Origin of the sequence: Minwuia sp. (assembly GCF_048007105.1) — a bacterium.
Classification (GTDB): domain Bacteria; phylum Pseudomonadota; class Alphaproteobacteria; order Minwuiales; family Minwuiaceae; genus Minwuia.
The window spans coordinates 2620419-2639955 of the sequence record NZ_CP180352.1; the positions used below are offsets into that span (position 1 = coordinate 2620419).

At 65.2% G+C, this 19537-nt stretch carries 19 protein-coding genes; 9 read left to right on the top strand and 10 right to left on the bottom strand.

Going from position 1 to position 19537, the window contains the following annotated elements:
* Window positions 1-4: 4 nt before the first annotated feature.
* From ACMVY4_RS12650 to ACMVY4_RS12665, 4 genes are all read right to left on the bottom strand, one after another.
* Window positions 5-832, bottom strand: a complete 828-nt coding sequence (locus ACMVY4_RS12650; protein ID WP_416896383.1) for an NAD(P)H-binding protein — start codon at window positions 830-832, stop codon at window positions 5-7.
* Between the two features lie 103 nt (window positions 833-935).
* Window positions 936-1940 carry an AraC family transcriptional regulator gene (locus ACMVY4_RS12655; RefSeq protein ID WP_416896384.1) on the bottom strand — a complete coding sequence of 335 codons (1005 nt, stop codon included), beginning with the start codon at window positions 1938-1940 and terminating at the stop codon, window positions 936-938.
* Between the two features lie 214 nt (window positions 1941-2154).
* On the bottom strand, window positions 2155-3063 hold the full coding sequence (locus tag ACMVY4_RS12660) for a LysR family transcriptional regulator (RefSeq protein WP_416896385.1): 909 nt from the start codon (window positions 3061-3063) through the stop codon (window positions 2155-2157).
* 54 nt (window positions 3064-3117) lie between these two features.
* On the bottom strand, window positions 3118-3267 hold the full coding sequence (locus ACMVY4_RS12665) for a hypothetical protein (protein ID WP_416896386.1): 150 nt from the start codon (window positions 3265-3267) through the stop codon (window positions 3118-3120).
* 45 nt (window positions 3268-3312) lie between these two features.
* Between ACMVY4_RS12665 and ACMVY4_RS12670 the strand changes: the two genes are divergently transcribed.
* Both ACMVY4_RS12670 and ACMVY4_RS12675 read left to right on the top strand, forming a co-directional pair.
* Window positions 3313-3642 carry a nuclear transport factor 2 family protein gene (locus ACMVY4_RS12670; protein ID WP_416896387.1) on the top strand — a complete coding sequence of 110 codons (330 nt, stop codon included), beginning with the start codon at window positions 3313-3315 and terminating at the stop codon, window positions 3640-3642.
* Entirely contained in the window at window positions 3639-4418 is a 780-nt protein-coding gene (locus ACMVY4_RS12675; protein ID WP_416896388.1) for an SDR family oxidoreductase, read from the top strand. Before ACMVY4_RS12670 ends, ACMVY4_RS12675 begins: the two co-directional genes overlap by 4 nt.
* 104 nt (window positions 4419-4522) lie before the next feature.
* Here the strand turns inward: ACMVY4_RS12675 and ACMVY4_RS12680 are convergent, their stop codons facing one another.
* The 4 genes from ACMVY4_RS12680 to ACMVY4_RS12695 form a co-directional block, all read right to left on the bottom strand.
* On the bottom strand, window positions 4523-5749 hold the full coding sequence (locus ACMVY4_RS12680; protein ID WP_416896389.1) for an MFS transporter: 1227 nt from the start codon (window positions 5747-5749) through the stop codon (window positions 4523-4525).
* A 146-nt stretch (window positions 5750-5895) separates the two neighbouring features.
* Complete coding sequence (locus ACMVY4_RS12685; RefSeq protein WP_416896390.1) at window positions 5896-7008, bottom strand: zinc-binding dehydrogenase; 1113 nt, start codon at window positions 7006-7008, stop codon at window positions 5896-5898.
* Between the two features lie 110 nt (window positions 7009-7118).
* Complete coding sequence (locus ACMVY4_RS12690) at window positions 7119-8096, bottom strand: hypothetical protein (protein WP_416896391.1); 978 nt, start codon at window positions 8094-8096, stop codon at window positions 7119-7121.
* A 108-nt stretch (window positions 8097-8204) separates the two neighbouring features.
* A complete protein-coding gene (locus ACMVY4_RS12695) occupies window positions 8205-10382 on the bottom strand; it encodes a TIR domain-containing protein (RefSeq protein WP_416896392.1) in 2178 nt (725 codons plus the stop codon).
* A gap of 194 nt (window positions 10383-10576) precedes the next feature.
* Between ACMVY4_RS12695 and ACMVY4_RS12700 the strand changes: the two genes are divergently transcribed.
* Both ACMVY4_RS12700 and ACMVY4_RS12705 read left to right on the top strand, forming a co-directional pair.
* On the top strand, window positions 10577-11500 hold the full coding sequence (locus ACMVY4_RS12700; RefSeq protein ID WP_416896393.1) for an SMP-30/gluconolactonase/LRE family protein: 924 nt from the start codon (window positions 10577-10579) through the stop codon (window positions 11498-11500).
* A gap of 178 nt (window positions 11501-11678) precedes the next feature.
* On the top strand, window positions 11679-13217 hold the full coding sequence (locus ACMVY4_RS12705) for a class I adenylate-forming enzyme family protein (RefSeq protein WP_416896394.1): 1539 nt from the start codon (window positions 11679-11681) through the stop codon (window positions 13215-13217).
* A 56-nt stretch (window positions 13218-13273) separates the two neighbouring features.
* Here the strand turns inward: ACMVY4_RS12705 and ACMVY4_RS12710 are convergent, their stop codons facing one another.
* Window positions 13274-13960, bottom strand: coding sequence for a type II CAAX prenyl endopeptidase Rce1 family protein (locus ACMVY4_RS12710; protein ID WP_416896395.1), 687 nt, complete (start codon window positions 13958-13960; stop codon window positions 13274-13276).
* Between the two features lie 400 nt (window positions 13961-14360).
* Here ACMVY4_RS12710 and ACMVY4_RS12715 point away from each other — a divergent pair, with 400 nt between their 5' ends.
* From ACMVY4_RS12715 to ACMVY4_RS12735, 5 genes are all read left to right on the top strand, one after another.
* Window positions 14361-14645 carry a c-type cytochrome gene (locus ACMVY4_RS12715; RefSeq protein ID WP_416896396.1) on the top strand — a complete coding sequence of 95 codons (285 nt, stop codon included), beginning with the start codon at window positions 14361-14363 and terminating at the stop codon, window positions 14643-14645.
* Window positions 14642-15913 carry an FCSD flavin-binding domain-containing protein gene (locus ACMVY4_RS12720; protein WP_416896397.1) on the top strand — a complete coding sequence of 424 codons (1272 nt, stop codon included), beginning with the start codon at window positions 14642-14644 and terminating at the stop codon, window positions 15911-15913. Before ACMVY4_RS12715 ends, ACMVY4_RS12720 begins: the two co-directional genes overlap by 4 nt.
* 73 nt (window positions 15914-15986) lie before the next feature.
* Window positions 15987-16583 (top strand): thioredoxin family protein, encoded by a 597-nt coding sequence (locus tag ACMVY4_RS12725; RefSeq protein WP_416896398.1) that lies wholly within the window; start codon window positions 15987-15989, stop codon window positions 16581-16583.
* Window positions 16584-16601: 18 nt separating this feature from the next.
* The gene (locus ACMVY4_RS12730) at window positions 16602-17693 is read left to right on the top strand and encodes a YeeE/YedE family protein (RefSeq protein ID WP_416896399.1); all 1092 of its coding nucleotides are present in this window, start codon (window positions 16602-16604) and stop codon (window positions 17691-17693) included.
* Window positions 17690-18637: an MBL fold metallo-hydrolase gene (locus ACMVY4_RS12735; RefSeq protein WP_416896400.1), complete on the top strand. Its 948-nt coding sequence runs from the start codon at window positions 17690-17692 to the stop codon at window positions 18635-18637. The genes ACMVY4_RS12730 and ACMVY4_RS12735 overlap by 4 nt, the downstream gene beginning before the upstream one ends.
* A 3-nt stretch (window positions 18638-18640) precedes the next feature.
* On the opposite strand, the gene ACMVY4_RS12740 is transcribed toward ACMVY4_RS12735, so the two are convergent.
* Window positions 18641-19537 carry an alpha/beta hydrolase gene (locus ACMVY4_RS12740; protein ID WP_416896401.1) on the bottom strand — a complete coding sequence of 299 codons (897 nt, stop codon included), beginning with the start codon at window positions 19535-19537 and terminating at the stop codon, window positions 18641-18643.

The following is a 19537-nucleotide window of genomic DNA, read 5'->3' on the forward strand; positions in this document are numbered from 1 at the left end:
AGGGTCAGGCAGCGGCCGGCCACGTGTCCGCCCTGGCCGCTGACCGGGCGAACTCGGCAAAATCGCGGGGCGGGCGGCCGAGGGCCTGCATGACGCCATCGGTCGTGTGGGCGTTGCGGCCGTCCAGCGTCTCGCGCGCTATCGCAGTGAAGACATCGGCCACGAAGTCGCCACCCGCAGCCGCGACGTTCGCGTGGAAGTCCTCGAAGCTGATGGGAACATGCAGGATCCTCCGCCCGATGGACTCGCTCATCACCTCGGCCATTTCGGCGAAGGTCATCAGCCGAGGCCCCGTCACTTCATAGAGCCGGCCCTTGTGACCCTCTTCCGTCAGTGCCGCCACCGCCACGTCGGCGATGTCGTCGATATCGATGATGGGCTCCGCGATATCGCCGCCGGGCATCGGCAGTACGCCGGCCAGAACCGGATCGCGCAGGTAACCCTCGGAGAAGTTCTGCGCGAACCACGCGGCGCGGACGATGGTGAAGTCCACACCGGAGTTGCGGACGACTTCTTCGCCAAGCCGGGCGTGGTACTCCCCCCGGCCCGACAGCAGGACGAGATGCTCGACGCCGACGTCTTTCGCTGTCTCGGCGAGGGATTCGAGCTTTTCGACCGCGCCGGGAAACGCAAGATCGGGGAAGTAGGTGACATAGGCCGCCCGGGCACCGGTCAGCGCGGGGGCCCAGGTTTCGGGCGCTTCCCAGTCGAAGGGCGTGGCCGAGCTGCGCGAACCGCGGCGGACGGGAAGGCCCCGGGCTTCCAGCTTTGCGGCAACGCGTGAACCGGTCTTGCCGGTGGCGCCGATGACGAGGATGGGATTCGGTTGCATGGGTATCTCCCTTGTTCGAGTTGACGACCAAGGGATAGGCGACCGTCGTAGGCACGGTATTGACCGGGATTGCCAGCATTTTGACCGTTGCCGCCAGACGCGGTCAGCGCTGCGCGTGCGCCTTGCGGTAGCTTGCCGGTGTCATGCCGACCCAGCGTTTGAACGCGCGAGTGAAGGAGCTTTGCTCGGCGAACCCGGTCAGAAATGCGATCTCGGCCAGCGAGTGCCGCTCGTCGCACAGGAGCCCCTCGGCCAGGTCGCGGCGTGTCTCTTCGGTCAGGGTCTGAAAGCTCATCCCGTGCTCCGAGAGCCTTCGGTGGAACGACCGCGCACTGAGCCCGAGATCACGCGCGATCTCCGCCATTTTCGGTGCACCCTCGCTGAGCGCCTGCGCGATGGCATCCTTCGTCCGGGTAACCAGTGGGGCCTCGTCGGCGATCTCCGAGAGTTCGCGTTCGAGATGGGTCGCGAGGTATCCGGAAATGCCCGCATCCCCGAGAATGTTTGGCTGCGCCAGCGTCTCGGGCGAGAACAGGATGGCGTCGAGGTCCGCCCCGAACCGGACCGGACCGCAGAACCACTCCTCGTGGGCGGCGAGAGATCTTGGGGCAGGATGCGCAATCAGGACCTCGAGCGGCAACACCGGCGTCGGGCAGACTTGCCGGGCGATCGAGATGGCGCTCGCGAGCGTCGCCTCGTTCGACAACCGCATGCCCAAACGACGCTCGCCTTGGCGATGCAGGATGAACAGCGTGCCGCGCGCGTCGGGGCGCAGTTCGTACTCGACGACACTGGTCCAGAGGCGGGCGTAGCGCTCGACGCGCGCGTAGGACGCGCCCAACGTCGTGGCCGCCTTGAAGGCGAGGCCGAGTGCGCCGTATTCGTCAAGGCGCATGGACGCGCCCACTCTAAGCGGCAGATCGGTGACATCGAACTCAGCCGCCATTTCTTCGAGCATGTCGTAATAGGCACGATCCGGGATCATCACCTTCGGGTCCCAGGCGCCTTCGGGGTCGATGCCCGCTCCGCGCAAAAGTGCCGTGCCGTCGATGGTGTCGCCAGCCGCGGCAACCATCTTCCGCGCGAAGAGAGAGGTGACATAGCCCATGATGTCCATCCTATGGCGGATGGGCGGGTGGGCAAAGCTGCGTGGATCGGCCGGAATCGAGAAGGCTTCGTTCCAACTGACAGGCCGCCATTTGGGTATTGTCAGACTAGAATGACCGACCGGAGCGGTTGTTAAAGGCCCTTGATATCAAACTGTTATATGTCGCCGGTCCGTTGGCTCTGTATCGCGGTGCTGTTTGAGGTCCAGGCGACCATCATCGGTTTCGCGATGAACGGGCCAGTTCGCGCGCCAGTTCAACGAAGGCCCTGAAGGCAGCCGGCGGATTGCGCCGGCTCGGATAGTAGAGGCACAGGGGCGAGAGCGGGGGCGTCCATTCGTCGAGAACGCGCAGGAGCCGTCCCGCCGCGATGTCATCGAGGACATCGGACTCCATGAAGAAGCCGATACCCACGGAATCGAGCACAGCCAGCCGTGCCAGACTGGCTTCGTCCAGCGTGATCGGCCCGTCTACATCGACCTGAACCGGTTGCCCGTCTGCCTCGAACTGCCAGCGAAACATGGCGCCGTTCGGCAAGCGCGTCCGGACGCAAGCATGTGTCAGCAGGTCGGAGGGCAGGCGCGGCGGTTCGCGGGTATCGAAATAGGCCGGAGAGGCGACCACGGCATATCGCCGATCCGGCCCGAGCGGGATGGCGATCATGTCGGCAGGCACGAGGCTCTTGCTGCGCACCCCGAAATCGAAACCGTCAGCCACGATGTCCACGAGGTTTCCCTCGGTCACGAGGTCGATCCGAACCTCGGGAAACCGCCGCAGAAACTCGAGGACGAGCGGCGACAGGATTTCTCTTCCGGCTGTGGCGAAGGTGTTGATTCGCAAGGTGCCGGACGGTGTATCCTGTTGCGAGCGTACGGTGTCGAGCGCCAGGTGAATGTCCTTGAGTGCCGGACTGACCTGATCGATGAAGCGCTGCCCGGCTTCGGTCAGTGAGACGCTGCGCGTCGTGCGGTTGAAGAGTCTGACGCCCAGCTGCTCCTCTAGCCGCGAAATCGCGTTGCTGAGTGCGCTTGTCGACATCCCGACATCCGGCGCTGCGGCGCGGAACGAACCTCTGCGGGAGATCGCGATGACCGCATCGAAATCGGTCAGCTTGTAAGTCGACATTGTCCCGAAATCCGAAATTCAACATGCAGAATAATCCTGCTTATCCACACGATGTCAAAGCCCCAGATCCATGTCGCCAAAGCAGTGGATCGAAGGAACGCCGCAATCTCGGCCATTCATCAGTGCGGAGCAGATCGTCGCCGTCCCGGCCAACGTGTCGAAGGCGTTGATCCCGTCCGGACCCTGGAATGCGAGCGCCAACATCGGCAGCTGCCGCGGAAACCCCGAACAAGGAAAAGGAGACGGATCATGAGTATCGAGCTGCCAACCGCCATCGCCGCCTATTTCTCGGCTGACAAGAAGGGCAACGCGCATGCGATAGCGGAATGTTTCACGCAGAATGCCGTCGTTGTCGATGAAGGCAACACCTACACGGGCCGCGATGCGATCCGGTCGTGGATGGAGAATGCGTCCACGCAATACACCTACACTGTCGAGCCGTTTGCGCTGACACGGGACGAGGAGCGCACCGTCGTGACCGGTCACCTGGTCGGCGATTTTCCCGGAAGCCCGGTGGACCTGCGCTACTTCTTCGTCCTCCGCGAAGACAGGATCGCCGAACTGGAGATCGCGCCATGACCCCCTTCGTGACCCTGGCGGGAAAGCGGACTCTCATCACATCGGGCACACGTGGTGCCGGACGGGCAACCGTCGCGTTGTTCAGGGAACTCGGGGCGGAAGTTCTGACGACAGCGCGGACCAGGCCGCCGGAGTTGCCGGAGGCTCATTTTGTGGCGGCTGACCTCGCAGAGCCGGAAGGCTGTGCCGCGGTGGCAGCGGCAGTACTGGATCGGCTTGGCGGGGTGGATGTCGTCGTCCACATGCTCGGCGGCTCCTCGGCGCCGGCCGGCGGTTACACGGCGCTCGGCGACAGCGAGTGGAAGTCGGAGCTTGACCTGAATCTCATGCCGGCGGTCCGCCTCGATCGCGTGCTGGTCCCCGGCATGGAGGCGAGGGGCTCCGGCGTCGTGATTCATGTGACATCCATCCAGCGTGAATTGCCGCTGCCCGAGGCGACAACCGCCTACGCCGCGGCCAAGGCTGCTCTCTCCACATACAGCAAGAGCCTGTCGAAACAGGTATCGTCGAAAGGTGTGCGCGTCGTGCGTGTGTCTCCGGGCTGGATCGAGACCGAGTCCTCCGTCGAACTGGCGACCCGCCTCGCATCGGAACACGGCGTGGACGTCGAAGAGGGGAAGCGAATGATCATGGACTCGCTGGGCGGGATCCCGATCGGGCGTCCGTCGAAGCCCGAGGAGGTCGCGAACCTTGTCGCCTTTCTCGCTTCCGACCGCGCGGGCAGCATAACGGGCACCGAATATGTCATCGATGGCGGTACCGTGCCCACGGTGTGAGGCGCAATTTGGGACAAGGCCAGGGGAGCGGGTCAGCCCCAATCTAATCTGTTTCGGCGATTCCGAACGATGGTTTGCCGCCACAGAAGCCGGGCCGAAGTAGTTCAGCCCGGTTGTCGAGGGCGGACCGCCAGCAGGCAGGCGGCGCCGGCGAGAAGGCCGACGACAGCAGCGACGATCGCCAGCGCGTAGCTGCCGGTCAGGTCGAACAGGAAGCCGGCGAGCGTCGGGCCGGTGAGCACGCCCAGCCCGGCGCCCGAATAGTTCACGCCCAGGATCGAGCCGAGATGCCGGACGCCGAAGACGTCGGCGATGATCGCCGGCATCAGTGGCGCGAAGCCGCCATAGAGCGTCCCGAAGATGATGGCGAAGAACGTCAGCGTCCAGGCGTCGCGGGCGACGTACCAGAAGGCCATCATCACGGCGAGAGCCAGATAGACGCCGATCAGTGTCCTGAGACGCCCGAGGCGGTCGGCGACGACCCCGAACAGGAAGCGCCCGGCAAGGCTGGACACGCCGATCAGGCTCAGCAGCCAGGCCCCGATGGCCTCGTCCATGCCGTGGTCCAGCACATAGGGGACCATGTGCACCATCGGCACGAACAGGGAGAAGGAGATGAACAGACCGGCCGCGCCGAGCAGCCAGAAGTCACGCGTCCGCAGGGCCTCTCGAAGGGTCGCTGCCGGACCGGGGGGCGCACTGGCGTCCGGCGGCGGCCCGCCGTCAGGGTAGAGGCCGCGCTTCTCCGGCGAGTGGCGGAGCGCCAGCATGGCAAGTCCGCCGACCACCGCAACCACGACGGCGAGCAATGTCATCGCGTCGCGCCACCCGTGATGCTCGATCAGCCAGTTGGCCGCCGGCGGGGTGACCAGCGCGCCGGCGCCGATCCCCATGACCGCGAGACCCGACGCCAGGCCGCGCCGAAGCACGAACCAGCGCTGCACCGCACTGATGACGGGGATGTAGATGAAGCCGGTGCCGACGCCGACCCCCAGCCCATAGGCCAGATAGACATGCCAGAGCGCCGTCGCCTTCGCCGCGCCGGCGAGACCGGCTGCGACCAGCGCCATGCCCGTGGCGGCGAGGGCGGCGGGGCCGAGGCGGTCGGCCAGCGGGCCGCTGACCGCACCCAGCGCGAACAGCAGGGCGCCGGCAATCGCGGATACCAGTGCGACGTCGGAGCGGCTGGCCTGAAACTCAGTCTCGATGGCGGGGAAGAACGGCCCGAAGGAATAGGCGATGCCGAAGGCAAAGAATGTCCCGACGAATGCGGCGGCCACGACGATCCAGCCGTAGAACAGCCGCGGCGGCGTATGCGTACCGGACGCCACGTGGTCCTCCCCTTGCCCAAAGGCGTGTCGCGCTCTCCGGCGCACTTGTCCGGGATGATGCGTGGCCTGAGAGCGCGTTGGAAGATGTCAGGCCGCTTGGCAGCCATGCTCGCAGTTGTGGCGGCCTGACGCCGGACGGCTTCGGGTCAGGACCACGGCGTGACGAGGTACTTCTCGCCCGTCTTCACCTGGCGATAGTCGGTGACGGCTTCCTTCGTCAGCATCTGCTCGAGATTGACCCGCTTCTTGTAGCTGCTGGCGAAGGTCGTGGTGAGGCTGCCGAGGACCCTCTGGCGCATCCGCGTGATCGTCTCCCGGCCGGCGTTGGCGAGAAACGGGGTGAGCAGCCAGCCGGACAGGGTCCAGCCGAAGCCGTAGCTGGGTGTAAGGATCGTCGGCCCGAGATCCAGCCTGCCATAGATGAACATGCGCTTGGCCTGGTTCGAGCCGTAGCGCGAATACTCGCTCATCCTCGAAACCGCGACCTGCTCCATCGCCTTGAAGACAGTGTCGACGGTCTGCCCGCCGCCGATCGGATCGAAACCGTAGAATGCGCCGGTCGCATCGATGGCGTTCCGAAGCTGTGCCTTGAAGTCATCGTCCGACGAGTTGACGACATGCGTCGCGCCAAGCCCCTTGAGCATGTCGACATGCTCCGCCTTGCGGACGATGTTGACGAGATCGATCCCGTCTTCTTCACAGATCCTGATCAGCATCTGGCCAAGGTTGGAGGCGGCCGCCGTGTGAATGATCGCCTTCTGCCCGTCCATCTTCGCGTTCTCGACAAACCCGAGCGCGGTCATCGGGTTGACGAAGGCGCTGGCGCCGTCTTCCGCTGTGTGATCGCCAAGCGGCAGGCACATGGCCGCATCGGCGATGCAGTACTGGCTGTAGGCGTTGCCCGGCACGCAGGCGACGCGCTGGCCCATCAGCGCCTTCGCCATGTCGCTGTCGCCGGTGGCGACGACCGTGCCGGCGCCTTCATTGCCGGCGGGCAGCTTCTGGCCATGGCGCGCCTTCGAGCCCGTGTTGAACGGCTCAGGCATGTTGGCGACATACTTGCCCGGCGAATATTCGGCGTTCTCGAGATCGGCGGCGCCGGTAAGGATCGCGAGATCCGACGGGTTGATCGGCGCCGCCTCCATTTTCACCAGCACCTTGTTGCCCGTGGGATCAGGAAAGGTCACATCCTCGATCGCGACCGTCAGCGTTCCATCTGCCTCGAGGGTGGTGAACAGTTGTTTGCCGGTGGTTCCCATATCGGTATCTCCCTGTTTCGGTTCAGGCGCCGGACTCGACGACCTGCCGTATTTCTCCACCTTCCTGCCCTGTCTCGAAGACGGCAAGAGCCATGCGGCTGAGGACTGTCCTATTGGCCCTTCGCCGCGACAACCAGCGCGTTGAGGCTGGCGCGCGTCGCGCGGTTCTTGCCGCTGAGGGCGAGGTCCACGCTCTCCATCGATGCGGATGGCCCGGCGGCGCCGTCGGCCATGATGGCGTAGGCGAAGCCCTCCTCGAATGCCGGACCGAACCGGTAGAAGCCGCCCAACGGGACCATTTCGGGGTGCAGCATGTTCACGCGGTATTCCCAGGTCAGATAGTCCCTGACGCCTTCGCTGCCGGTGGAGTAGCAGCTCTCGTCTTCGGCGGGGCGGGAGGTGTCCTGTTCCGTGCAGGGGCGGCTGTATTTCCCGGCCGCGACCAGCGCGCGGCCGGCCGCCAGAGCCCTTTCGCCGGCAGCTGCAATGCGATCGGTATCGGCGGGCTCCATCGGCGCTCCCGTGATGGGGTGAAAGTCGAAGCGGCAGTCGACAAGTGGCAGGCCGCGGCGGAAGCAGTCGGGCAGCTCGACCGGAATCTCCTCGGTGATGGGGCCCGGTTCGCCGAAGTAGTTCGGGGATTCGACCTCCTTCAGATCGACCATGATCACGGTCGCCAGCCGTTGACCGTTCTCCGGATTGAAGCGGATACCGCTCACAAGCCCCATGCACATGGTCGACTTCGAGAACCCGCGGGACTCGTAGACCTCCAGAAACGTGTCGGACACCGACAGCAGGTTTCCGCCGTCGCCGTAGTAGAAGCACTTGTTCGGAAGAGCCGGCTCGTCCCTGTGGGGGCCGTAGTTCTCCTCCATGAGGCCGAGCTGGTACTGCGAATCGACGTCCGTCAGAAGCACCGGATAGGTCGGATGCGGCGGCGAGGAGGGGCCACCCTCCATGTAATTCCAGAGCACACCCCACAGCCACCCTTCCATCACGTCGTGCTGATCCGCGCTGGCGGGCTGCAGGAACGAGAGCAGGCTCGCCATCGCCACTAGGAATGACGCTCTGGAAGGAAGGGCCGACATTGGCATTGCTCCGGTATCTGTGTTCGATGTCTCGGTCGGGTTCGGTTTCATTGAGGGGGATGTCATGGCGGTCGCCGGATGTCACCCCTCGACCAGGAAGAAACCGCTCTAGTTCGATGCGAACCGGTCCTCGATCTCGCTCATGAGGCTGCGTTCGATGCCATGTTCCCGCAGGACGCCGAAATCGTCCGAGACCAGCAGAGCCCAGGGCTGGCCCCCGACAACGGCGCCCTGATGCTCAAGGTAGGCTGCCCTTGCGTCTTCGGTCCGTCCCGACAGCATCAGCGCGTGGGCGCGATTCAGGGCGTAGGCTTCGTTATCGGGTTGGAGACCGATGGCTTCTTCCGCCGCCGCCAGAGCCCGCTCCGTATCGCCCGAGAAAAGCCCGTACCAGGCGACGTTGTTGAGGGCGGCGGCCAGGTTTCCGGTCAGTTCGCCGGACCGGCGAAGATCTGCCGCGTTCATCTCCGCGGTCTCGAGCGCGCCGCCGGTATCGCCGGTGCTGAACCGCGCCAGCGACAGCTTTTGGGCAGCACGCGACGCGGCATCGAGCTGGACCGTGCGGCCTGTTTCGGCGTGGGCTATTGCACGCGCCACCTCGAAGGCGCCGGAGAAGCGGGCCTCGGCATCCGAATACGCTCCCACACGCCAGTAGGCCTGGCCCAGCCTGTCCTCGCTGACCACGAGGTCTTCGGCCCACTCGACGCGACCTGGATCGGATCGGTAGAGCCGTCTGGCGATCTCTGCATCTGCCTTGAAGAAGGAGAGCGCGCCTTCCGGGTCGTTCTGTATGAGCCGAAGTTCACCGATCTTCTGGTTTATCACGGACAGGTCCCGCGACAGGCTGGTGTTCGAGGGATCCAGCGCCGAAAGGGTCCGGGTGATCGACAGGCTGCGCATGTAGGCGTCTTCCGCCGCCTCGATGTCATCCCGGGCCAGTTGGGCCTGGCCGATCTTTTCGAGCACGACGGCGATGCCCCGGCCGTCCGGCTCGTGGGTTTCGCGCAACGCAAGTGCCTGGCCGTAATTGGTCAGCGCCGCATCGATGTCGTCGCGCAGCAGGGCGAGCGTTCCGACTTTCTCGAAAGCCACGGCGAGATTGAGGCCGGATGCCGGGTCGCCGGGGCGGCCCGCGACCAGTTCCCTGTTCAGGGCGAGGCTTTCGGCGAAGACGGTACCGGCTTCCGATCTCTGGTCCAGGGACAACAGGATATCGCCGAGCCGGTCCAGGCTTGCGGCCCTGTCCTTCCGCCATTGTTCTTCTTCAGGCTCCGCCGCCAACAACGCGGCGAATCCGGCGGCGGCATCGCTGGCAGCAGACAGGGCGGCCTGGAGGTCTCCCTGTCGCGCCAGCGTCACTGACATTTCCGTCAGGGCGGCCGCCCGGCTTCGCAGCAGGTCCGGCCTGTGCTCGCCCTCCAGCGCCAGCTGGTCCACAAGTCCGCGAGATCGCTCGAGGATGTCTCTGACCAGCTCCTGGGGAATGCCTTCCCGGTCCCGGAATCTCTGCGCGAGGTCGAACACCAGATCGTTGGCCGTCTGGCTGCCCCGGTCCAGGATGGTCTCGGCCCGGTCGCGTTGTTCGGCGGCGATCTGCCTGTTGAACTCGGCGAAGATGCCGAGGCCGATGGAGATCGCGGCAACCGTGATCGCGCCGACAAGCCAGTTCCGCTGCCGCCGGTTCGCTGCGGCGCGGCTGACTCCGATCCACTCCCGGTGGCGGGCGGTCGGCGGCGGCGCGGTGTCGGGCTGAACCGAGAGCCATGTCTCGGCCTCGCTCAGTTCGTCACCGCGCAGTATCCGGGTCCGCGACGACTTGCCTGTCCGATGCCATTCGTCGGCTCGCTCGCCGAACTTCGTATGGTTCCGGACCCAGTCGATATCCGTCGTGCAGGCATCCCGGACGAGCAGGATCGCTGCATCGAAGTCCCTGTCGGGCGTGGCGAAGATGTAGTTCAGCTTCTCGATTTCTGGCGGAACGAGGGCGTTGTCCACGTCTTCGATGACCAGAGGGATGATCCGCTTGTTCTGCTCGACCGCGGTCTCGATCTCCCACGAACACACGGTCGACCGGACCGAGTTGGGGGACATCACGAAGACGATGCCGTCGGCCCCGGTGATCAGCCCCTTGAGGCGTCCGCGCCAGTCTTCAGCCGGCAGGATCTCCTCGGTATCGCGGTAGACCGTCAGGCCGGCTGCTTCCAGGGCCTCATAGATACCTTCCGCCCGCGCCTTGTCGCGGCGGGCGTAGGAAAAGAAGATTCTCGCGTCGCTCAGCTTGTTCATCTGAAAGCGATAGTACTCCCGATCGGCATCGAAGCGCCCGTCAGGCTGGCCGGATAGCCAATCCGTTCCGGCATTTCAACTGCGCCAAGCCGAACGTCCGAGTGGCGGAGGCCCATGCAATCCTGTCCGAAGTGCGCCGGGGATGCGTTGGTGTAACAATGCTGGCGTCGGAACGAACAAGAAGGGGGAGGGGCATGATCGAATTCGTCGAGATCACGTCGGGTCTGCAGTTTCCGGAAGGACCCATCTGGATGCCGGATGGCAGCGTCATCCTGGTCGAAATCCAGCGCGGCACCTTGAGCCGGGTCGCCCCGGATGGCCGCATCGACGTCATCGCCGAAACCGGCGGCGGACCCAATGGCGCGGCCATCGGTCCCGACGGGAAATGCTACATCTGCAACAATGGCGGCTTCACCTGGGGACATGAGGGCCGTGACGGGGAATATCTGCGCCCGACCGGCGCCCCCGCCGACTACACGAACGGCTGGATCGAGAGAGTGGATCTGCAGACCGGCGAGGTCGAGGTTCTCTACGAGGCCTGCGACGGGCACCCGCTGCAGGGACCCAACGACATCGTCTTCGATGCCCATGGCGGGTTCTGGTTCACCGATCTCGGCAAGCGGCATCCGCGCCGGATCGATCTCGGCGGCGTCTACTATGCGAAGGCGGACGGCAGCGAGATCCGTGAAGTCGTCCATCCGCTGATCACGCCGAACGGTATCGGTCTCTCACCGGACGGAACGCGCCTCTACGTGGCCGAGACCGAGCCCGCCCGCGTGCTCGCGTGGGATGTGACCGCGCCGGGCGAACTCCGGATGGACCCCTGGCCTGCGCATGGCGGCGGCGAAGTGCTGGCGGCGCCTGCGGGGTATCAGCGCTACGACTCGCTCGCCGTCGAGGCGAACGGGAATGTCTGCGTGGCCACCCTGATCAACGGCGGGATCACGGTCGTCAGCCCGGACGGGACTTCGGTCGAGCACCTCCCGCTGCCCGATCCGATGACCACCAACATCTGCTTCGGCGGTGGTGACCTCAGGACAGCATTCATCACCCTGTCTGCGACCGGCCGACTGGTCTCCTGCGACTGGGCACGCCCCGGAACCGCGTTGAACTTCTGAAGCGCAGGCCGGCCGGCGGTGAATTTCCCTCAGCCAGCCGGACGTTCGGATGTGTTGGCAATGAGCGCCGCGAATTCGACAGGGCCGCCAACCGCCGGGTCGGCGTGCATCCTCCGGTCGTTCCGGGCTAGCATGCCGGCTGCATCTGCATACCGGGTTGTCAGGGGAGGACACTTGGATGGACATACGCGGCCTGATGGCGCGTTCGGCGCGCTACTATTCCGATCATGAGGCGGTGGTCTGGGGCGACCGGCGGCTGACCTTCGGCGAGGCCTGGAATCGCGGTCTCAGAATGGCGAACGCGTTGCTGGCGCTGGGCCTGAAACCCGGCGACCGTGTCGGCGTTCTGGAGGACAACTCGATCGGGGCGTCCGACATGTTTCTCGGCGCGGCGGCGGCGAACCTCGTGCGTGTGCCGCTCTATCCGCGCAATGCCCGGGAAGCCCATGTGCACATGCTCTCGCATACCGACTGCCGCGTGCTCGTGGTTTCCGGCAACCATGCGGCGGAGGCCGCCGGGCTGGAGGACGAGGTGCCGTCGCTGGAGCACGTGCTGATCCGCGATGACGGCTACGAGGACTGGCTCGCCGGACAGGACGACAGCGATCCGGGCATCGAGGCGGATGCCGATGACCTGTTCATCATCCGCCATACCGGCGGCACGACCGGCCTGCCAAAGGGTGTCGCCTACACCCACAAGGCCTGGCTGTCTGCCGGCCGCGACTGGCATTACCTCTTCCCGCCGATCATGCCCGGCGACAAGTGCCTGCACATCGGCCCCATCAGCCACGCTTCGGGCTATTCCTTCGTGCCCGTCTGGCTGAGCGGCGGCTGCAATGTGCTGCTCGACCACTTCGATCCAGGCGATACGCTCGACATCATGGAGCAGGAGGGGATCAGCATCATGTTCGCCGTCCCGACCATGGTGAACCTGCTGGTCCATCACCCCGGCGTCGAGGGTCGAAAGTTTCCGAAGCTGAAATGCATGCAGATCGGGGCGGCGCCGATCACGGAGACGACCGCGCTGAAGGCGCACGACATCTTCGGGCATCGACTCTGGCAGGTCTACGGCCAGACGGAGGCGGTGCCGATCACCGTCATGGGTCCGGACCAGTGGTTCGCGAAGGTCGAGGGTTCGAACCCGCTGCAGGCCTGCGGCATGCCCCTGCCTTTCGCCGATCTCAAGGTCTGCGACGAGGACGGCCACGAGGTGCCGCCCGGTGAGGCCGGCGAACTGGTCGCGCGCTGCGACGGGCAGATGACCGGTTTCTGGAACGATCCGGCAGGGACGGCCGAACGGATGATCGACGGCTGGGTCCGGACAGGCGATATCGGGCGCATCGACGAGAACGGCTATGTCTACATGCTGGACCGTGCCGGCGACATGATCGTCTCCGGCGGCTTCAACATCTATCCCGCCGAGATCGAGAACGTCCTGGCCTCCCACCCCGCGGTGATCGAGGCGGCTGTCTTCGGCATTCCGAGCGAACGATGGGGCGAGAGCCCGATGGGCATCTGCGTCACCGACGGAAAGACGCCGGTGACGGAGGAGGAACTGATCCAGCTCTGCGCCGACCGGCTGGGCTCCTACAAGCGGCCGGCAAGGATCGAGATGCAGACCGATCCGCTGCCCCGCTCGCCCGTCGGCAAGGTGAAGCGAAAGGACCTCCGCGAACCCCACTGGCGCGGCCAGACCCGCCGGGTCGCCGGCAACTGAGGGGCCGAGGCGGTCGGAGAAGCCAGCCTCGGGGTCATCTCCGATGCGCCGGTGCCCTAGAACGGGCTTCGGATCGCGCCGTGGTAGAAGTAGGTGCCAAGGCCGGTGGTGAAGATCGACCAGCCGGCGAAGGCATGCAGCACGTTGGCGAACCAGAATGACCGGCGTTCCAGGTAGGCCCATCCGAAGGCCGCGCCGCCGGCGACGGTGAGCGCGACTGCGACCCAGTTCAGGAAGAAGAGGTGCGCCAGGCCGAAAGCCAGCGCATTCACGGCGATGGCCGCGGCGTTGCTGGGGAACAGCACGCGATAGCGCTCGAAGAAGAGCGTCCGGTAGATGATGCCCTGGGGCAGCACCGAGAGGAGCGGGTAGTAGAGCATGATGCGCTGCCACAGATCCGGCGAATAGCGCGGCATCGAGAACAGTCGCCCAGGCACCAGCCACCAGGTCAGGCCGATTGTGACGGCGGCTGTCAGCGCGAAGAACAGGAGCATGGCCTTCCAGTCCGCGACCGGATTGCTGAGCAGCATGCGCCTGAGCGAGAAGCCGGGCGTCAGGGCCGTCAGGACGATCGCGATGACGAAGAGGGCTGCGAATGCGTTGGGCGCATTGCTGGCCGAGATCGTGCCGGTGGCGACGAATGCTGCCATGAGCAGGGGCGCAAGGAAGTAGATCGCCGCGAATTCGAGCCAGCGCCAATTGAGCCGCCTGTCCACTGGGGCGGCCGTGGCGGTGTCGTTCATCGGGTGCTCCTGCACGGACCGAAGGGCGGCGGAAGCGGATTCCCGGGCGGCCTGTCGTTCGGCAGGGTCCGGCGGGGACCGTCCGCCGGGCGGTCTTGCATCGCAAATTTCGCTGTCATGCCTGCGAGGATGAAGTGAGGGCGTTGCGGTCAGGGTATCAGCCGGAACCGCATTGACAATGCCCCCGGAGAATATCCCGCGCCGCCGACGATAGCCGGCGCCATGACGCCGCAACCGGCCGGATTGACCCGGCAGGGTCATCGTTTCACGAGGCCCTATTCCCCATTGACAATGTGTGGAATTCACATAGAAATATTCAAAATAATGAATTTCTCGGGAGGGTACAGGGTTGCGTTCGCAATTGCGCCTCGGGTTGACGGCGGCGGCGATTTCATCGGCGATGACACACCACAGTCTGGCGGGCGATCCCGCCTATGGCGAATACCTCTCCGGTGAATGCGTCGCCTGCCATCAGAAGAGCGGCGCAGCGGACGGCATTCCTTCCATCATCGGCTGGGACGAGATCAGCTTCGTCGCCGTGATGCTCTCCTACAAGCAGGGTGGCCGCGAGAACGAGGTGATGCAGAACGTCGCCCGCTCGCTCGACCAGGAACAGATCGAGGCGCTTGCCGCCTATTTCGCGCGCCTGGAAGCCAGGGAAATGTCACAGGGAGAGAAACAATGACCATATCACGTCGTCGATTCGGCAGGCTTGCCGGTGCGGTTGCGGTAACGGCCGCCGCACCTGTCGGCTTCGTCCGCGGGCAGGCGCGGCCGAAGGTCGTGGTGATCGGCGGCGGCGCCGGCGGCGCCACGGCAGCCCGATACATCGCCAAGGACTCGGAAGGCGCGATCGACGTGACCCTGATCGAGCCGACCCGCAAGTATTACACCTGCTTCTTTTCCAACCTCTATCTCGGCGGTTTCCGGGATCTGCCATCGATCGGTCACACCTACGACAAGCTGGCCAGCGAGTACGGCATCAATGTCGTCCACGACGTGGCCACCGGGGTCGACCGCGGCGCGAAGACCGTGACCCTCTCCAGCGGCGGCGTGCTTTCCTACGACGCGCTGGTGGTTTCGCCCGGTATCGCCTTCAAGTTCAAGGACCTGCCCGGCTATTCCGTGGAGGCCGCCAACAGGATGCCGCACGCTTACAAGGCCGGCACCCAGACCACGCTGCTGAAGAACATGATCAACGCGATGCCGGAAGGCGGCACCTTCCTGATGGTGGCGCCGCCGAACCCCTACCGCTGCCCGCCCGGGCCATATGAGCGGGTGTCGATGGTGGCGCATGTTCTGAAGCAGAAGAACCCGACGGCGAAGATCCTGATCATCGATCCGAAGACCAAGTTCTCGAAGGGCGCGCTCTTCTCTGAGGGATGGCAGAAGCACTACACGGGCATGGTCGAATGGATCGGCAATGACGTTCATGGCGGCATCAAGTCGGTCAATGCCGACGACATGTCCGTGACGACCGACTTCGATACCTTCAAGGGCGACGTGGTCAATGTCATCCCGCCGCAGCGGGCCGGCAACATCGCCAAGGTTGCGGGCCTCACCGACGAGAGCGGATGGTGCCCGATCGTCCCGGCGACCATGCAGTCGAAGATGGATCCGGCAGTCTGGGTACTGGGCGATGCCACCATCGCCGGCGACATGCCAAAATCCGGCTTCTCGGCCAACAGCCAGGCCAAGGTCTGCGCCATGACGGTGCGCGGCGCGCTGACAGGTTCGAAGACCTTCCCGGCCCGCTTCCGCAACACCTGCTGGTCGCTGATCGAAGCCGATGACGGCGTGAAGGTCGGCGCGAACTATGAAGCCACGGACGAGAAGATCGCCAGCACCGACAGCTTCATCTCAAAGACCGGCGAGAGCGCCGATCTGCGCAAGCAGACCTATGAGGAATCGGTCGGATGGTACAACGGCATTACGGCGGACATGTTCGGCTGACCGGATATCCGCCGCACTATTGCGGCCCGCGTTTCCGGAAAGGAAAAACGCGGGCCGCTCACAGGGGGAGACGATGATCAACAGACGCGCTTTCGTGGCCGGAGCCGCCGCGATGTCGGCCGTTCCGGCACTGCCGGCTGCCGCCGTCGAGGTCGGCGACAACGGCCTGCATGTCCAGAGCTGGTTTCTGGACAGTTTTCTGGACCTGGGGGACGACCTCGCCGAAGCGGCGGACGGCGGAAAGCATCTCGCCGTCTTCTTCGAACAGCGCGGCTGCCCCTATTGCCGCGAGATGCATGAGGTGAACCTGCAGATGCCGCATGTCGCGGACTACCTGCAGACCAATTTCAGCATCCTGCAACTCGACATCTATGGCAGCCGCGGCGTCACGGACTTCGACGGCGAGGAAATGGAAGAACGCGAGATCGCCCGCCGGTGGCGCATCAATTTTACGCCGACCGTTGTCTTCTTTCCGATGGACAGGGACGCCGTGGCCGGCATGAACGGCCGTGACGCCGAGATCGCGCGCATGCCCGGCTACTTCAAGCCGGCCGCCTATCTGGCGATGTTCCGCTACGTGCATGAGGGCGTCTACAAGGACCAGACCTTCCAGCGCTATCTGAAGGACAATCCTCGGCTGCTGGAGAATGACGGTGCTTCATCCGGCTGACTGCCGGACCTGAACGTCATGGAGCTCGAACTTCCCATCCTGATGGCCCTTTGCGGCTTCGCTCTGGGGACGGTCGCCGGGCTGGCGGCCCGCGGCGCGGATTTCTGTACCTATCGCGCCATAGAGGACTGGTTTCTCGTCGGCGATACGGCCCGGCTCCGGACCTGGGCGCTGGCTGTCGCGGTTGCCATGATCGCGGTTCAGGCGATGTTCGCGGCGGATATCGCACGCATCGGCGAGAGCTTCTATCTGGCCCCCTCGCTGGGTTGGGGCGGGGCCATTGCCGGCGGCCTGCTGTTCGGCTGGGGCATGGCCATGGTCGGAACCTGCGGATTCGGGATTCTGGTGCGTCTGGGCAGCGGCGACATGCGGGCGGTGCTGATGGTGCTGGTCATGGGGCTCTCGGCCTACATGGCGGCGCGCGGACTGACCGCCCTCGCCCGGGTCAATCTGCTGGAACCTTTGCGGCTGGATCTGGGCGGGGCTGGCGGACAGGGGCTCGGTCATGTGATCGGCGCCGCGACCGGCCTCTCACCGGGAGGAACCGGTCTTTTTCTCGGCCTCGCCATCGGTGCGGCGCTGATCCTATGGTGCCTGTCGGACCGGCGGTTCCGCCAATCCGGATACGGCGTCGCATCCGGTCTGGCGGTCGGCGTGGCCGTGGCAGGCGGGTTCGCTGCGACCGGCATTCTCGGCAATGACGACTTCGATCCGCAGCGTGTGGAGTCGCTGACCTACGTGCTGCCGCCGGGCGAGACGATCATGTATCTGCTGACCTTCACCGGGGCGGAAATCACCTTCGGCATCGGCGCGACACTCGGCACCGTTTTCGGCGCCTTCCTGACGACATCGACCCGGATGAATTTCCGGTTCGAGGCCTATGACGATGCGCGCGAGATGCGCCGGCATGTCGTCGGCGCGTTCCTGATGGGATTCGGCGGTGTTGCGGCGCTCGGCTGTACGGTCGGCCAGGGCGTCTCGGCGATGTCGACGCTGTCGCTTGGCGCCCCGCTGGCGATGGCGTCGATCGTTGCGGGATCGGTGCTCGGCATTCGCTATCTGACGACGGGTAGTCTGCTCGGCTCGGCTGAACAGGGGAGGGAACCATGAAACTGACGGCCACGCTCGCCGGCGCCCTGATGCTCGCTACGGCGGCTTCTGCGAACCAGAACATCGCGGACCAGTATCCGCAGTCGATGCTCTACAGCCCGCCGGTCGAGGTGATCCCGCATGTCTGGTCGGCCATCGGCGCTACGGCGCCGCCGACCTACGAGAACGGCGGGCACAACAACAACCTGTCCTTCATCGTCACCGGCGACGGGGTCGTCGTGATCAATGGCGGCGGAAGCTACCTGCTGGCCAGGGCCCTGCACGACGAGATCCGGCAGATCACCGATCAGCCGGTGAAACAGGTGATCGACGAGAACGGTCAGGGCCACGCCATGCTTGGCAACTGCTACTGGGCCGAACAGGGCGTGCCGATCCTGGCGCACGAGGACGCTGCCGCCGAGTTCGAGGAATATGGCGCCCAGATCCTTCAGGCGGCGAAGAGCAGGCTCAAGGAGCGTGCCGACGGAACCTGCCTGAAAGGACCGGACGAGACGTTCAGCGACAGGCATGTCATCGAGATGGGCGACTTCACGATCGAGGCCCTGTACCTCGGTCCTGCACATTCGCCGGGCGATACCCAGGTGTGGCTTCCGAAGCAGAAGATCGTGATCGCCGGCGACATGGCCTTCCACGAACGCCTGCTGCCGATCTTCGATCACACCGACACGGCGGGCTGGGTCGAGACCTGGCCGCTGTTCGAGGCACTTGGTGCGACCTACGTCATCCCCGGCCATGGGCACCCGACCAACTACGCGCAGGTACGGCGCTACACCTATGACTACCTCGTCTACCTCCGCGGCAAGATCCGGGAGGTGCTGGATGAGGGCAAGGGTCTGGAAGACAGCTATTACGTCGACCAGTCGCCCTATGCGCATCTGCACACGTTCGACGAACTCGCGACACGCAATGCCGGCCGCGTGTTCACCGCGATGGAGTTCGAGTAGCCGCTAGTCTGCGACGAATTCCGCGATCAGATCGGCCGCATCTTCGGCGAAGAAGTCGAGGAACATGTGACCGGCATCCTGGATAACCTCCAGCCGGACACGTTTGCCGTCGGCAATGCCGGTCATGCGGTCCGGCACTTCGGGCACGACCGTGTCCTTCGATCCGGCGATCACCAGCACGGGCATCGTCAGCCCGGAGATCACCGTCGGCGTGTCGCGGTCCTGGAAGGCGCCGCCGAGATAGGATCGGATCGCCGCGGGTGTCGCTTTCGCATCACGGCAATAGACGATGCCGGGCACATCGGTCAGTTCGCCGGCCGTATCCGCCATCGCGATCACCTCTGACCTGTTGGCGCCGTAGCGGCCCTGATAGCGCCGGTCGCGCTCGGCGTCGTCGTGGCCGACGGCAGGGGCGATTGCCACCAGCTTCTCGGTCAGGTCAGGATGGGCGCGTGCAAACAGCGCCGCCTGGTTGCCGCCCCGGCTGTGACCGGCGACGACGATGCGGCCATGGCCCTCGGCCTTCAGCCATGCGGCCCAGACCGCCAACTCGTCGACGGCTTCCTCATGCGTGTGACGGAACGGGACCGCGCAGTCATACATGCCTTCGCGGCGGTCCTGCCCGAAGGTCAGGCCGGGTGCGAGGCTCGAGACACCACGCTCGGCGAGCAGCTCCTGCAGCGTGTCGATCAGTTCCTGATCCCGGTGCGCCAGCGTGCCGTGCAGCAGCAGGACGACCGGCGTACCCGCCTCGGCGCCATCGCCCTCGACCCAGTCGGCGAGCGCGGTGCGGCCGCCAATGGTCTGCTCGACGGTGACAGGATCGGCCGCGAGTGCGCCGCCGGCCAGCAGGCAGGCGAGCGCCCCGCCGAACAGTGCGCCCCGGCTAGTCGAGATCAT

Excerpts from the sequence above, each read along its gene's own strand:
- ACMVY4_RS12685 (WP_416896390.1), bottom strand. The coding sequence starts at position 7,008 with ATGGGAACCACCGGCAAACAACTGTTCACCACCCTCGAGGCAGATGGA.
- ACMVY4_RS12655 (WP_416896384.1), bottom strand. The coding sequence starts at position 1,940 with ATGGGCTATGTCACCTCTCTCTTCGCGCGGAAGATGGTTGCCGCGGCT.
- ACMVY4_RS12705 (WP_416896394.1), top strand. The coding sequence starts at position 11,679 with ATGGACATACGCGGCCTGATGGCGCGTTCGGCGCGCTACTATTCCGAT.
- ACMVY4_RS12725 (WP_416896398.1), top strand. The coding sequence starts at position 15,987 with ATGATCAACAGACGCGCTTTCGTGGCCGGAGCCGCCGCGATGTCGGCC.
- ACMVY4_RS12710 (WP_416896395.1), bottom strand. The coding sequence starts at position 13,960 with ATGAACGACACCGCCACGGCCGCCCCAGTGGACAGGCGGCTCAATTGG.
- ACMVY4_RS12715 (WP_416896396.1), top strand. The coding sequence starts at position 14,361 with ATGACACACCACAGTCTGGCGGGCGATCCCGCCTATGGCGAATACCTC.
- ACMVY4_RS12665 (WP_416896386.1), bottom strand. The coding sequence starts at position 3,267 with ATGTTGGCGCTCGCATTCCAGGGTCCGGACGGGATCAACGCCTTCGAC.
- ACMVY4_RS12735 (WP_416896400.1), top strand. The coding sequence starts at position 17,690 with ATGAAACTGACGGCCACGCTCGCCGGCGCCCTGATGCTCGCTACGGCG.
- ACMVY4_RS12700 (WP_416896393.1), top strand. The coding sequence starts at position 10,577 with ATGATCGAATTCGTCGAGATCACGTCGGGTCTGCAGTTTCCGGAAGGA.
- ACMVY4_RS12670 (WP_416896387.1), top strand. The coding sequence starts at position 3,313 with ATGAGTATCGAGCTGCCAACCGCCATCGCCGCCTATTTCTCGGCTGAC.
- ACMVY4_RS12730 (WP_416896399.1), top strand. The coding sequence starts at position 16,602 with ATGGAGCTCGAACTTCCCATCCTGATGGCCCTTTGCGGCTTCGCTCTG.
- ACMVY4_RS12660 (WP_416896385.1), bottom strand. The coding sequence starts at position 3,063 with ATGTCGACTTACAAGCTGACCGATTTCGATGCGGTCATCGCGATCTCC.
- ACMVY4_RS12650 (WP_416896383.1), bottom strand. The coding sequence starts at position 832 with ATGCAACCGAATCCCATCCTCGTCATCGGCGCCACCGGCAAGACCGGT.
- ACMVY4_RS12695 (WP_416896392.1), bottom strand. The coding sequence starts at position 10,382 with ATGAACAAGCTGAGCGACGCGAGAATCTTCTTTTCCTACGCCCGCCGC.
- ACMVY4_RS12720 (WP_416896397.1), top strand. The coding sequence starts at position 14,642 with ATGACCATATCACGTCGTCGATTCGGCAGGCTTGCCGGTGCGGTTGCG.
- ACMVY4_RS12675 (WP_416896388.1), top strand. The coding sequence starts at position 3,639 with ATGACCCCCTTCGTGACCCTGGCGGGAAAGCGGACTCTCATCACATCG.
- ACMVY4_RS12690 (WP_416896391.1), bottom strand. The coding sequence starts at position 8,096 with ATGTCGGCCCTTCCTTCCAGAGCGTCATTCCTAGTGGCGATGGCGAGC.
- ACMVY4_RS12740 (WP_416896401.1), bottom strand. The coding sequence starts at position 19,537 with ATGATCTCGACTAGCCGGGGCGCACTGTTCGGCGGGGCGCTCGCCTGC.